A 13,799-nucleotide genomic window follows, 5' to 3' on the forward strand; every position below is an offset into this window, starting at 1 on the left:
GGCGGAACAATGCGGCGAAACACCGGCTCGACGGTTTCGCGCGCTTGGGAAAGAGTCATCCCCGCATATGCGCTGCTGCCACCGTCACTCCTCCGAGCCCGCCCTCCCCCAGTCCCGCGCCTTCAGCCTCCCCGGCGCCACCGAGCACTACGCCGCGGAGCGCCCCCTGCGCGCCGAGCACGTGCGCATCCAACTGGAGCTCGACTTCGAGCAAGGCCGCGTCACCGGCGTCTGCACCACCCGTGTGTCCGCCGTGCGGCTGTCCTCCACCCTCACCTTCGACGCGGTGGACCTGGACGTCTCGCGCGTCCTCGTCGACGAGCGCCCCGTGCGCTTCGTCAACTCCGGCTCCCACGTGCGCGTGGAGCTGTCCGCGCCGCTGCCGCCCGGCCAGGCCGCGGAGGTGGCCATCCACTACACCGCCCGCCCGCGCCGGGGCCTCTACTTCTGGGGCCCGGAGGCCGCCTACCCGGACCGGCCCCGCCAGGCCTGGACCCAGAACCAGGACACCGACGCGCGCCACTGGTTCCCCTGTCTGGACACGCCCGCGCAGAAGGCCACCTCGGAGCTCATCGCCACCTTCCCCGAGGGCCTCACCGCGCTCTCCAACGGCGTGCTCGTCTCCGACACCGTGCAGGACCAGCGGCGCACCCAGCACTACCGCATGGAGCAGCCGCACGCGCCCTACCTCGTCACCCTCGCGGTGGGCGACTTCGAGGAGCTCACCGACACCGCGGGCACCGTCCCGCTGCGCTACCTCTTCCCGCGCGGACGCCGCGAGGACGCGCTGCGGTGCGTGCGGCGCACCCCGGAGATGGTGCGCGTGTTCCAGGAGGCCACCGGCGAGCCCTACCCGTGGAGCGGCTACGCGCAGGTGTTCCTCACCGAGTTCATCTTCGGCGGCATGGAGAACACCACCGCCACCAGCCTCACCGACTCCGTCCTCCACGACGCGCGCGCGCACGCGGACTACAACGCGGAGCCGCTCATCTCCCACGAGCTGGCGCACCAGTGGTTCGGTGACTTGCTCACCTGCCGCGACTGGCCCCACGGCTGGCTCAACGAGGGCTTCGCCACCTGGTTCGAGGTGCTGTGGAAGGAGCGCGCGGACGGCCAGGACGAGGCCGACCAGCACCGGCTCGCGGACCTGGAGGCCTACCTGGGCGAGGTGAAGGAGCGCTACGCGCGGCCCATCGTCTCGCGCCGCTTCCACGCCCCGCTGGACGTCTTCGACCGGCACCTTTATGAGAAGGGCGGCCTGGTCCTCCACGAGCTGCGCCGCCGCCTGGGCGACGAGCTGTTCTTCCGCGGCCTGCGCCACTACGTCTCGCGTCACCGGCACGGCTCGGTGGAGACGGTGGACCTGTCGCGCGCCTTCGAGCAGGCCACCGGCCACAACCTGGACGCCTTCTTCGACCAGTACGTCTTCGCCCCCGGCCACCCGGAGCTCAAGGTGGAGGTGCGCCACGAGGCCGAGGAGGGCCGGCTGCGCCTCAAGGTGCGCCAGACGCAGCGCACCGACGCGGGCACGCCCCTGTTCCGCCTGCCGCTGGACGTCGTCATCACCGTCGAGGGCAAGGACACCCGCCACCGGCTGGAGGTGACGGACGCGGAGCACTTCTTCCACCTGCCCTGCCCCACCGCGCCCTCGCAGGTGCGCGTGGACCCGCGCCGCGACGTGCTGGGCACGCTGGACGTGGACAAGGCCGTGGGCCTCTGGCTGGAGGAGCTGCGCGCCGCGCCCGAGTCCCGCGCGCGCACCGAGGCCGCCCACGCGCTGGGCCGCGACGGAGGCCACCGCGCCGTGGAGACGCTGGGCACCGCGCTCGCGGACTCACGCCTGTTCTGGGGCACCCGCGCCGCGTGCGCCAGGGCCCTGGGCCGCATCCGAACTCCGGAGGCCCGCGCCCGACTGCTCGCGAGCCTGCGCGCCGAGCACCCGCGCGTGCGCCGCGCCGTCGTCGCCGCGCTGGGGGAGTTCCGCCGCGACGCGGAGGTCATCGCGCTGCTGCGCTCGCTCCTGCAATCCGGAGACACCAGCTACTTCGTGGAGGCGGAGGCCGCGCGCAGCTACGGCAAGCTGCGCGCCGCCGATGCGCTGACGGTGCTGGAGACCACCTCCACGCGCCCGTCCTTCCAGAACGCCATCGCCGTGGGCGCCATGGACGGGCTCGCCGAGTCGCAGGACCCGGCCGCCTTCGCCCTGGTGGAGGCGCGCACCGCGTACGGCCAGCCCGCGTTCCTGCGCCGCGCGGCCACGCAGGCCGTGGCCCGACTGGCGGAGGTGGCGGGCCGTCAGCGCGAGGCGGTGGACCTGCTGACGGAGCTCTTGCGAGACCCGATGTTCCGCGTGCAGATGGGCGTCTTCGAGGCCGCGAGGACCTTGGGGGACCGGCGCATCATCCCCGCGCTGGAGGGCACGCCGCTCAGCGACGCCCGCGCCCGTCGCGCCGCGCGCGAGACCGTGCGAGCGCTGCGCGAGGGCGAGCCCCAGGCGCGTGAGCTGGCGTCGTTGCGCGAGGAGGTGGACGCGCTGAAGGAGGCCACGCGCGCGATGCGCGAGAAGCTGGAGGGGCTCTCCCTGGCGAAGCCTCTCCCGACGCCCACGTCGAAGGTCTCCGCCCCGAAGTCCGCGCGAGGCAAGCAGTCCTCCACACGCGAGAAGGCGAGCAAGCGTCCCGCCGGCAAGCGTCGACGCTGAGCGTCCAGGCGCGCCGGGCTCACGCGACGGCGCGCCCGAGGCCCTTCGTGGCTACCTGTAAGGCACCACGGGACGAGCCCCTCCGCGGGGCCACGCCCATGGCGCGCGTTGGCGGCCCGCGTCTCTGCGTCCGACGACGGGCGCAGGGGACGACATGGCCGGAGCCAACGAGGAGCTCAGTGCCTGGCTGGACGCCGCGGTCGACCCGTGGGTCGCTTGCGATGCCCACGAGCGCGTATACCTCATCAATCGCGCCGCGGAGCGCCTGCTCGGCTGGACGCGCGAGGAGCTCCGGGGCCGCCCCGTGGCCGAGCTCTTCCCGAAGCGCCTGCGGCACCACGGCGACCAGAGCCTGGTGCGCTACCTGCTCTCGCGCAGGCAGGCGCTCGGAGGGCGGCCCACGAAGGTGCTCGCGCGACGGCGCGACGGCGTGGAGGTGCTGGTGGAGCTCACGGTGGGGACCTCGGGCGAGGGCGAGGATGAGCGCATCGTCCTCAGCCTCCGGCGCATGCACGAGGTCATCGACACCCTCCACGAACCCCTGGAGCACCCTCGTGATGACGGCGAGGTGAGGCGGACCAGCGGGGACGACCTCTATCGCCTCGTCGTGGAGAACGCGCCGCTGGGCATCTTCCACTACGACACCACGCCCGTCATCACCGCCTGCAACGAGCGGCTGGCCGCCATCGTCGGTACGCCCAAGCGCGTGGTGGTGGGGCTCAACCTCATGTCCCTGCGCGACGAGCAGCTCATGGCATGCGTGCGCGAGACGCTCGCGGGCCACAGCGCGGACTACGTGGGGGACTACGCCTCCGTCACCAGCCACAAGGTGACGCCCGTCCATATCCGCTTCGCCCCTTGCTACAATGACGCGGGCCACGTGGAGGGCGGCGTGGGCCTGGTCGAGGACGTCTCCGAGCGCCGCCGCGCCGAGCGCCAGCGCGACGAGAACCTGGCCCTGCTCATCACCCTGTTCGAGACCGCGCCCGTGGCCCTGGGGTTCCTCGACGCGCAGCTGCGCTACGTGCGCGTCAACAGCCGGCTGGCGCGCATCAACGCCCTCCCCCCCGAGGCCCACCTGGGGCGCACGCCCTACGAAGTGCTGGGTGAGGGCGGCCGCGTCGCGGAGGCCATGCTCCGGCACGTGCTGGACACCGGCGAGCCCGTGGTGGACCAGGAGGTGGACACCCAGGCCGTGGGCTATCCCGGCCCCCGGCGGCTGCTCACGGGGAGCTGCTACCCGGTGCGCGCGCCGGACGGACACCTGTTGGGCGTGGGCGTGCTGGTGGAGGACATCACCCAGCGGAGGCTCGCCGAGGAGGAGCGCGAGCGGCTGTACCGCGAGGCGCGTGAAGCCATCCGCGTGCGCGACGACTTCCTGTCCATCGCCTCGCACGAGCTGAAGACGCCGCTGACACCGCTCAGCCTCCGGCTGGCCACGCTGGAGCGCAGGCTCGAGCGCGGCGAGAGCGTGGACCCCACCACGCTGCGCCACGCGCGCCAGCACCTCTTGCGCATGACAGGGCTCATCAACGACTTGCTGGACGCGTCCCGCATCGAGGCGGGCCGGCTGGCGCTGCATCCCCAGGCCACGCGCCTGGACAGCCTGGTGGAGCACGTGCTGCAGGCGATGGAGGCGCAGCGCGGTGGACACGAGCTGCGCTACGAGCGGCCCGAGCGCGACGTGCAGGTGTTCGCGGACCCGTACCGGCTGGAGCAGGTGGTCACCAACCTGGTGGAGAACGCCCTCAAGTACAGCCCCGACGGCGGCATCATCCACATCAAGCTGGAGACGCGTGGGGAGCTGGCGCTGCTGTCGGTGAAGGACCCGGGCATCGGCATCCCCGAGGACCAGCAGAAGCTCCTCTTCGAGCGCTACTTCCGCGCGCGCAACGTGTCCTCGCGCTCGTACGGCGGGCTGGGCCTGGGCCTGTACATCAGCCGCGACATCGTCGAGCGCCACGGCGGCCGCATCTGGGTCGAGAGTCAGGTGGGAGAAGGGGCCACCTTCCACGTCGCCCTCCCGTTGTTGACGGGCGCCGCCGCTCACCCGCCCGCTTCCCAGCCGGAGCGCCACGTCCACTGAAGCTCCGCCACCCCCGCTCCCGAAAGAACTACAGCCCCCGGTGTCCACCACTTCGCATCCGGTGGGCGCCAGCACCTGGATTCAGGTGTTTCAGACGCTGGCACGAGGGCTGCTTTTCATCCCGGCAGAGAAGTCGAACCCGAGAGGAGCAGGCACATGACGACGGAAACTCCGGCTTGGACTCGCGACAATGACGGTTGGTTGGTTCGCGTGAAGGTGGCGGGGCGCATCCAGGAGGTCCGCTGCACCACGGAGGGACAGGCGCGCTACATGGCGGGCGTGCTGGCCCTCAATCCGCCTCCTCCTTCGAAGCTGCGTCACTGAATGGGGGCGACGCCCGGCACGGACGGGCTGATGAGGTAGTGGTCGAGCTGCGCAAAGTTGTTGTACGCGACCTTCCACGCGCCCTCGGCCACACCCGGCCGGGGGATGAGCGGGCCTCCGACCTGGCCGCTGGTGCCCCAGGTGAAGCCCATGTCGATGCCGGAGGACGTCTCCAGCACGGTGATGTCGGTGGCGAGCTGGCTGTTGAGGCGGCGCAGCTCCGGCTTCGCGCCGGACACCCAGAAGATGAGCCGCTGGGCGCGCACGTCGAAGCCGAAGGCGTAGAAGGCGTTGGCGTCGTTCGGGTCCGTGACGATGACGGTGTACGCGCTGAGCAGCGAGGTGCTGTTGGGGAACATCGGCGTGCCGCTGGGGATGCTGGACAGCGCCGTGGGCGCGGTGGGGACGCCCCACGGCGTGCCGGGGATGGTGGTGCCCGGGCAGTAGTTGGGAATCGGCGGAGGCGGCAGCACGGCCTGCTGCGAGACGGAGCCCAAGGACTCCAGCGTCTCGGGCGGGGCCTGGTCGATGGGGTCGACGCCGCACGCGGCGAAGGTGGACAGCGTGACGAGGCACAGCAGCGCGGAACGGAGCGTCTTCATGGGCGTGGTTTCCTCGGTGTGAAGTGACACGTGGAGCGTGCTCGGCCCGAAGGAGCCGAGGTGAGGGACGGACGGCGGTGACGGGGGCTACTCGAAGACGACGACTGTCTTCACCCAGCTGTCGGGCTGCGTGGACAACACGCGCAGCCTTTCGTCTCGGAGCGCGAGGGCTGCGGTGGAACCGGCGCGGATGCGCTCCATCACCCGCGCGAAGAAGGGCCCGGCCTCTGCGTCCGGGATGTCGATGGGCGAGGCGATGACGGCGCGCGCGCCCGCCTCGGCGAAGGCCACGGGGAGGCTCCACGGCGCGTGGAGGTACGGGGCCGTCCGGGCCGCCTGACACGCGCCGAGCAGCACCACCGGCGCGCCCTGCAGCGTCTGCTGACGCACCTGGCCCGCGGTGAGCGCGTAGCGGCCGCCGGCCTCGGGCGCCATCACCAGCAGCGACGCGTCCGACACGCCCAGGTTCACCAGGCCGTGCGCGTGAATCTCCACCTCGGTGGCCTGCGCCAGCTCCGCCAACAATCGCGACGGCGTGGCGGCCGCGCCGGTCAACTCCACGCGGCGCGGAGACGGCCCGCCGGACAGCTCCCAGCTACGCAGCCGGGGCAGGTTCAGCGACGCGGGCGCATCCACGTCGTAGACCACCAGCGGGCGCGGCGCGGAGACCTTGGGCGCCTGGGCCTGGGTGCCCGTGTGGTAGCTCCACGCGATGTCCGGCGGCAGCAGGCCCGCCTGTCCGTGCACGGGGTAGCGCGCGAAGACGCTCACGTGCTCGCACGGCTTCAGCGCGGCGATGACGGAGGCGGGCACCAGCGAGGCCACGTCGAAGTCGGGCGAGCGGCGGCTCGCGTCCTGGTGGCCCAGCAGCTCTCCGGCGGGTCCGCGCGCGGCCGTCAGCGTGCGCTCGTCGTGCACCTCCACGCCCAGGGCGCAGCGCTCGGGGGCGGGCACGCGGGCCTCCTGGGCGAACAGGGCCAGCGCCCGCGCCCAGTCTCCGGTCGAGCCCGCGTCCAGGATGAGCGACGAGTAGCTGTACGCGCGCGCCTTGGCGGCGACGGGGTCCGCCGCGCCCAGCAGCTCACCGGTGACGATGGCCTGCCCCAACAGCCGCTGGCCCTCCGCGCGGTCCGAGCCGATGACGGCGCGGCCCTGGATGTGCGTCGCCATGACCTTCTCACCCGGGCGCAGCCAGCCCGCGGCGTCCAGCTTCGCCAGGCCCTCGCGCACCTTCTCCACGTCACCCGGCTTCGGGTCCAACCGCGCCAGGTCCGCCAGCACGAAGGCGCCGTTGAGGAAGAAGGGCACGTCGCACACCGGGGCCTTCTCCAGCTCCTCGCGCGCGGCCTGGGGACGCAGCGCGAAGACGTGCAGCGACGCCAGGCTCTCGTGCACGTGCCGGTGGGCCGCGCAGCCCCTGTCCCTCAAGGCCTGCTCGCCCAGGTACGCGCGCGTCAGGGCGAAGGCGTTGCGGAAGCGGGCCATGTCGCCCAGCACCAGCAGCAGGTCCGCCTGAAGCGTCCACTCCTGCGTCTGCCGCGCCCAGCCCAGGCCCGCCAGCGCGTGCTCGCGCGCCTCCACCAGCCGGTGCTCGTCCTTGTAGATGTGCGCCAGCAGGTGCTCCAGCTGGCCGCAGCGGTAGTCCGCCTTCGCGACCTCGCACGCCGCCACCGCGCGCAGGAGCCGCGCCTCCGCGCCGGCCAGGTCTCCCCTGCCGTACTCGGCCAGCGCGCGCTCGCGCTCCGCGTTGAGCGTCAGCCACGAGTCCCCGAGCGAGCGCGCCACCTTCTCGTACACGTCGATGTGCGCCGGCAGCCCGCCCGCCAGCGGCAGCACGCCCAGCAGGATGTCCTGGTGCTGCGAGCCGGACAGCTCCTTCACCAGCGGCTCGAGCGAGGCGGTGTCGAAGGTGCCTTCCAGCACTTCACGGAAGCGGGCCGCGAAGGGCTCGCGGCGCGCGAAGTCCAGCTGCACCACGCGCTCCACGGAGGCCGTCACCGTGTCGCCGCCGTAGTGCGCGTCCAGCACGCGCGCCAGCGGCAGCAGCGCGCGCACCCGCTCGGCGGAGGGCGCGGTCCACAGCGCGATGTTGAGCCAGTTGCGCGCCGTGCCCGGCACCGCCCGCGCCACGTCCTCCGGGAACACGGCGCCTTGCAGCGCGAGCGTACGGCCAGCCTGCTGCGCGGAGTCCCACACCCCGCGACGCCCCTCCAGCTGACGGCGCAGCACCGCGGCGCGCTCCCGCGCCTCCTCCGCCCAGCCGGGCTCACCCAGTGAGACGACGGCGTCGAACGCCTCGGCCGCGAGCGCGTCCAGCCCCAGCTCGCGCAGCACGAGCGCGCGGTTCCACAAGGCCTGCGGGTGCCGCGGGTGCTTCTCCAGCACACCGTCCAGCAGGACGAGCGCGGACTCGAGCTCGCCCTTCGCGAGCGCCACCACCGCCTTGTCGCTGTCCACGTCCGGCGACGCGGGCGCGCGCTGGAGGTAGTCGGCCGCCTGCTCGCGCTCGCCGCGCAAGAGGTGCCCCACCGCGAGGCCCTGCAAATCCCCCTGCTCCTCCAGCTTCGCCAGCACCTGCAGCGGCACCAGCTCACGCGGGCGCTCGTCGCCGGAGCGCAGCACACCGTAGGGACGGTGCGCGCTGGCGCCGGACCAGCTCAGCCGCGCCTCCATGGAGCGCGTGGGCGCCAGGGCCAACAGCCGCGAATCATCGCGGACACCCGACGTCCCCGGGCGCACGGCCACCAGCACCAGGATGGCGGCCAGCGAGCCGGACAGCGCGACGGCGGCCACCCACTTGCGGCGGCTCCACGCGGGACGAAAGGCGCGCGCGGGCGCGGACACCCCGGGCTGCGGCTGCACGGGCGCGGCGATGTCGCTCGGAGCCTCGCGAGCCTCCTCGGCCCCGAGCCGGGTGCCCAGCGCCTGGAGCTGGAGGATGTCGTCGAGCTCCTCCTGGCACGCCTCGCACGTGGCCAGGTGCTCGCGGAACAGCTCCGCCTCCTCCTGGGACAGCTCGCCATCCGCGAAGGCGTGCACCAGGTCGTGCGGGTCCATGGGCTCCGGAGCGCTCATGACGCCTCCGCCTTGCCGGTGGCGCCGGGCATCAACAGCTCCTTCAGCTTGCGGCGCGCGCGGATGAGGCGCGTGCCCACCGTCGCCTTGGGAATCCCCAGACGCTCGGCGATGTCCTGATAGGGCATCCCCTCCAGGGCGTGGAGCCGGTACACCGTCGCGAACTCCTCCGGAATCCGCGTCAGGGCCTCGCGCAGCGCTTCCGTGCTGATGGAGGCCCACGCGGGGGCGGCCTCCGGCTCCGGCGCGGCGATGCGCTCCTCCAGCTCCTCCGCCGACACGTCCGAGCGACGCTCACGCGTCTTCGCCCTGCATTTGTCGATGAAGAGGTGGTGGAGGATGGTGAGCAGCCACGCGCGCCCGTCCGTGCCGGGGCGGTAGCGCGACAGGTTGCGAAACCCGCGCTCGTAGGTGTCCTGCAGCAGGTCCCCGGCCTCCGCCGCGTTTCCACACAACCGGAGCGCGGTGGCGCGCAACGCCGCCTCGTGCGTCCGGACGAAGGCGGAGAACCAGCGACTGTCGAGGTTCGGCGTTGAGGGAGGCCCGCTATCCACGCGGAGTGCAGGCTGGACCGGCGCGTCCTGGGCCGTCAAGCCCCGGGACCGGGGGCGACGGGCGCGTACGGCAGGTGGTTGCAGGGCGAAAGCATCCATGGCGGGTCGCCCTTCTCAACGACGCCCCGCCGCCATCTTCCCGGCCGGATTTCCCGCGGATTTTCCGCCAGGCTCGTCGGCCTGGCGCCTCAGTGTCCGGAAGAGGGATTGCGCCGGACGATTTCGCCATTGAGGACGTTGGCGAAGCCCACCCAGGCCAGGTAGGGCGCGACCAGCCACGCGGCGGGCCGGTCCACCTCGCGCGTCGCGGCGATGTAAGCCCCGATACTGCCCAGCAGCGCCAGGTTGTCGGCCAGGGCCTTCCTGGGCTGGTGCCTGCCGAAGAAGAGCCAGGACCACGCGGCGTTGAGGCCCAGCTGCACGCCCCACCACCCGAGCGCCCGGGAGCGAGAGGGCCCCGCCGGCGCCGTCCACACGCGCCAGCCGGAGACGGCGATGAGCGCGTAGAGCGCGGTCCACACCGGCCCGAAGGCGGAGGGCGGCGGTTGGAAGGGAGGCTTGCGCAGGTGGCGGTACCAGCGCGTGTCCGCGGTGCTGTGGCGGGCCCCCAGCGCGGCGGCGCCCAAGGTGAGCGCGCCGAACGCGCCCAACGCGATGACGGACTCGGTGCGCAGCGTGGGGTTGAGGGCGGTGCGCTTCACCGGCCCGGGCACGGTGCGCGTCGAGGTCTCCCACGAAGTGTGCATGGTCTGTCTCCTTGCGCGCGGTGTGCGGGCACAGTGTTCGCTGCAAGGTGGTAACGACCTGCCCTCAGGTCCACCCCCGTTGACTGTTGACGGGTGGGCGCTCTATCGAGCCTTTGGGGAGGAACGTCATGGTGAGTGCGGAGGAAGTCCTCGACTTCTGGTTCGGTCAGCCGGCGGACCCGGTTCGCAATCCAGCGTGCATCCGACCTCGGGCCGTCTGGTTCCAGCGCGACGCGGCCTTCGATGCGGAGTGCAGGGAGCGGTTCCTGGCAGCCCACGAGCGCGCGGCGGCGGGCGAGCTGGACTCCTGGCGCAACGAAGCCCGCACGTGCCTGGCGCTGTTGCTGCTGCTGGACCAGGTGCCCCGCAACCTCTTCCGGGGCACGCCGCGCGCGTTCGCCACGGATGCGAAGGCCCGCTCGGTGGCCCGGCACGCGTTGGCCCGGGGGCTGGACGTGACGCTGCCCTCGGTGTGGCGCTGGTTCATGTACCTGCCGTTCGAGCACAGCGAGGAGCTGTACGACCAGCGGCTCTCGGTGGACCTCTTCGAGCTCCTGACGATGCACCACTCCGGCAGCGTGGAGACGCTCGACTACGCGCGGAGGCACCGGGACGTCATCGAGCGCTTCGGGCGCTTCCCGCACCGCAACGACGCGCTGGGACGGGCCTCGACTCCCGAGGAGGCACGCTTCCTCCAGGAGCCGGGCTCGTCCTTCTGAGTCGACGTCAGACCGGACTGGCCCGCGAGGCCTGGGCCTCCGGGCTGAAGCTCTCACGGCGCGCGCGCTGTGCGCCGGCATCCGGCGCCCGGTCTCCACATCGAGCGTGAGCTGAGCGCGGGTCGCCGGCCCGTCCAGGCCCGGGCCACGCATCAGCTCGGCGCCCTGTTCCCACCCGCGTCGTCCGCGACGTCCCTCGCGCGGTAACGTCACGCTCGGAGACGAGGCCCGGGTGGGCGCGATGCACTCCAGGCCCTCACGGGTGAGACCTCACGCCCACGTGGGCATGGCAACAGCTCGCCTGCCCTGTCGCTGCCCATGTCGCCTCCCGCCACCTCGGGGTGCGACCCACGCCCCCTTCGTGGGATGACCCATGAAGCGCCCGGCGCTCCGTGAGCCGCCCGAGAATACGGAGGGGCGTGCCCCGTCTGGAGGGCGGACGAAGGAGCACGCCCGAGCCATGCGTCGTGGCTCAGCCGGGATTTTTTGTTTTCACGCTCGTCTGCCGCGAGGACGCGAAGGCTTGGGCTAGTGTGACACGCGATACACCCCACACAGGGCAAGAGGGGGCCGTGGCAGGCGAGACCGGGAGAATCATCCGTCAGCGTTGGCGTGACCACTGGCGGTTGATGTTGGGCATCGCGGCGCTGTCCACGGTGCTGTCCGCCGTGGCGTGGTGGGGCGGCTGGCTGGACGACCTGGAGCGCGGCGCGTACGACCAAGCGCTGACGGCGTTCACGGGCGAAAGAGGACTGTCGCCCACCGTGTCGGTGGTGGTCATCGACCAGGGCACGCTGGACGGCATCCGCGCCAACGAGCGCTACACGCTCAACTTCGGCACGTGGCCCTACAGCCGCAACCTCTGGGCCCGCGTGGTGGAGCAGCTGGAGGCGGAGGGCGCGCGCGCCATCGTCTTCGACGCGGTGATGGACGAGCGCTCCTCGGACGCGTCCACGGACCTGGCCTTCGCCCAGGTGCTGCGCGACACGCGCATCCCGTTCTTCCTCGGCGTCTCCACCAACGTCAACGCGCAGCCCCTGCCCCGCGCGGACTTCGACGCGGCGCCTGCGTCCCCGCTCGCCCCTGAGCCCGTGCCCTCCGTGCCCGTGGCGACCCCCGAGAGCGCGCCCTCGGGAGGCGAGGAGACCTTCCCGGAGGAAGAAGGCGAGTCCTTCACCGACACGCCGGACGAGCGCGTGCTGCCCGCCGTCACGCCCGAGGAGATGGCGCGGGCGCTCGCCTTCCCCGTGAGGGTCGCGGGCCACGCGCCACCGCTGCTGGAGGGACGCGAGGCGGCGGGTGAGCACCCTGTCCCCGGCGACACGGGCGGGACACACGCCGTGCGCCACCCGGTGCCGCCCATCCCGGTGCTGGTGGGCGCGGTGGATGGCTTCGGCCTGGTGGACACGGAGACGGACCCGGATGGGTTCATGCGCCGCACGCGCTTCGCGTACTCGGACGGCGTCAACACGTACCCGACGCTGCCGGTGCGCGTGGCCGCGGGGCTCTTCCGCGCCAGGCAGGTGGAGCTCTCCGGCGGGATGCTGAAGGTGGGTGGCCGCCAGTATCGCGTCGACGCGGACGGCGGCGCGGCGATGGATTACGGCGGAGGCCCGCTGCACGAGCGCTTCCACACGGTGCCGCTGCTGGACGTGCTGGACGGCTGGGTGCGACGGGAGAGCGGGCAGCCCTCGGGGCTGTCGCGAGAGGTGTTCCGCGGCAAGGTGGTGGTCATCGGCGGCACGGCGCTGGGGCTGGGCGACATCAAGGCCACCTCGTTCCTGGCGGAGGTGCCCGGCGTGATGAAGCAGGCGTCGGTGCTGGACACGCTCCTGGGGGACGGCCAGTTCATCACGCGCACGCCGCTGGCGGTGGACCTGGCGCTCACGCTGCTGGTGGCGCTGGCGTCGGTCGTGCTGCTGATGACGACGCGCTGGACGCCGCTGGAGATCGCGTGGCCGGTGGTGCTGCCGGTGGGCATGTACCTGGTGGCGGGGCTGGTGTTGTCGAAGGGTTCGCACCTGCTGACGGCGCTGCCCTCCATGGCGGGGCTGCTCGCGGGCGTCGCCGCGGTGGCCTTCAACCACCTGGTGGCCAACCGCGAGACGGAGTTCGTGCGCGCCGCGTTCAGTCGCTTCATGGAGCCCAAGCTCGTGGAGCAGATGATTGCCGAGCGCAAGCTGCCGAAGCTCGACGGGGAGAACGTCGAAATCAGCGCCTTCTTCAGCGACATCCGCGGCTTCTCCACCTTCAGCGAGCGCTTCAAGGAGGACCCTCGCAGCCTGGTGCGCATCCTCAACACGTACCTGACGCGGGTGAGCGGCGTGTTGCTGAAGGAGGGCGCGTGCCTGGACAAGTACATCGGGGACGCGGTGGTGTGTCTGTTCGGCGCGCCCATGCGCCAGGACGACCACGCGGTGCGAGCGTGCCGGGGCGCGCTGGCGGCCAAGGCGGAGGTGGACGCGATGCGCGAGGAGTTCCGCGCCAAGGGGCTGCCGGACGTCTACACGCGCATCGGGGTGAACTCCGCGGTGAACTTCGTGGGCAACTTCGGCAGCGAGCAGCTCTTCAGCTACACGGCCATCGGCGACGGGATGAACCTGGCGGCGCGGCTGGAGGGCGCGAACAAGGCGTACGGCTCGGTCATCATGATTGGCCCGCGCACGTACGAGCTGGCGCGCGAGCACATCGAGGTGCGCGAGCTGGACCGGGTGCGGGTGGCGGGCAAGACGGAGGCCGTCACCGTGTACGAACTGCTCGCGCTCAAGGGTGGGCTGGACGCGCGCAAGCGGGTGACGGTGGAGCGCTACCACGTGGCGCTGGCGCTCTATCGGCAGGCGCGCTTCGAGGAGGCCGCGTCGGAGCTGGAGTGGCTCGCGGCCGAGGACGTGGACGACGGGCCGACGAAAGCGCTGCTGGAGCGTTGTCGGAAGTATGCCGAGTCGCCGCCGCCGGGCTTCGATGGCGTGGCGAGCCTGGACAAGTGAAAGGA

The 13,799-nt window shown here is 72.3% G+C and carries 9 protein-coding genes; 5 read left to right on the forward strand and 4 right to left on the reverse strand.

Translation table 11 applies throughout. From position 1 onward, the window contains the following. The first annotated feature begins 67 nt into the window (after nucleotides 1-67). From LXT21_RS38545 to LXT21_RS38555, 3 genes are all read left to right on the forward strand, one after another. Nucleotides 68-2,701, forward strand: coding sequence for a M1 family aminopeptidase (locus LXT21_RS38545; RefSeq protein ID WP_254043233.1), 2,634 nt, complete (start codon nucleotides 68-70; stop codon nucleotides 2,699-2,701). A 154-nt stretch (nucleotides 2,702-2,855) separates the two neighbouring features. After that, nucleotides 2,856-4,787 carry a PAS domain-containing sensor histidine kinase gene (locus tag LXT21_RS38550; protein ID WP_254043234.1) on the forward strand — a complete coding sequence of 644 codons (1,932 nt, stop codon included), beginning with the start codon at nucleotides 2,856-2,858 and terminating at the stop codon, nucleotides 4,785-4,787. A gap of 156 nt (nucleotides 4,788-4,943) precedes the next feature. Then, nucleotides 4,944-5,111 (forward strand): hypothetical protein, encoded by a 168-nt coding sequence (locus tag LXT21_RS38555; protein ID WP_170300435.1) that lies wholly within the window; start codon nucleotides 4,944-4,946, stop codon nucleotides 5,109-5,111. Here the strand turns inward: LXT21_RS38555 and LXT21_RS38560 are convergent. The 4 genes from LXT21_RS38560 to LXT21_RS38575 form a co-directional block, all read right to left on the reverse strand. Continuing rightward, a complete protein-coding gene (locus tag LXT21_RS38560) occupies nucleotides 5,105-5,713 on the reverse strand; it encodes a hypothetical protein (protein WP_254043235.1) in 609 nt (202 codons plus the stop codon). The two genes, LXT21_RS38555 and LXT21_RS38560, sit on opposite strands and share 7 nt — an antisense overlap. Before the next feature lie 87 nt (nucleotides 5,714-5,800). After that, complete coding sequence (locus LXT21_RS38565; RefSeq protein WP_254043236.1) at nucleotides 5,801-8,788, reverse strand: CHAT domain-containing protein; 2,988 nt, start codon at nucleotides 8,786-8,788, stop codon at nucleotides 5,801-5,803. Continuing rightward, nucleotides 8,785-9,342 carry an RNA polymerase sigma factor gene (locus LXT21_RS38570; protein ID WP_323395548.1) on the reverse strand — a complete coding sequence of 186 codons (558 nt, stop codon included), beginning with the start codon at nucleotides 9,340-9,342 and terminating at the stop codon, nucleotides 8,785-8,787. Before LXT21_RS38570 ends, LXT21_RS38565 begins: the two co-directional genes overlap by 4 nt. A gap of 188 nt (nucleotides 9,343-9,530) precedes the next feature. Continuing rightward, a complete protein-coding gene (locus LXT21_RS38575; RefSeq protein ID WP_254043238.1) occupies nucleotides 9,531-10,088 on the reverse strand; it encodes a TspO/MBR family protein in 558 nt (185 codons plus the stop codon). Between the two features lie 128 nt (nucleotides 10,089-10,216). Between LXT21_RS38575 and LXT21_RS38580 the strand changes: the two genes are divergently transcribed. Further along, nucleotides 10,217-10,807, forward strand: coding sequence for a DUF924 family protein (locus LXT21_RS38580; protein ID WP_254043239.1), 591 nt, complete (start codon nucleotides 10,217-10,219; stop codon nucleotides 10,805-10,807). Nucleotides 10,808-11,379: 572 nt separating this feature from the next. Next, nucleotides 11,380-13,794, forward strand: a complete 2,415-nt coding sequence (locus LXT21_RS38585) for a CHASE2 domain-containing protein (protein ID WP_254043240.1) — start codon at nucleotides 11,380-11,382, stop codon at nucleotides 13,792-13,794. Nucleotides 13,795-13,799 lie beyond the last annotated feature (5 nt).

Source organism: Myxococcus guangdongensis (genome assembly GCF_024198255.1).
GTDB classification, from domain to species: Bacteria; Myxococcota; Myxococcia; order Myxococcales; family Myxococcaceae; genus Myxococcus; species Myxococcus guangdongensis.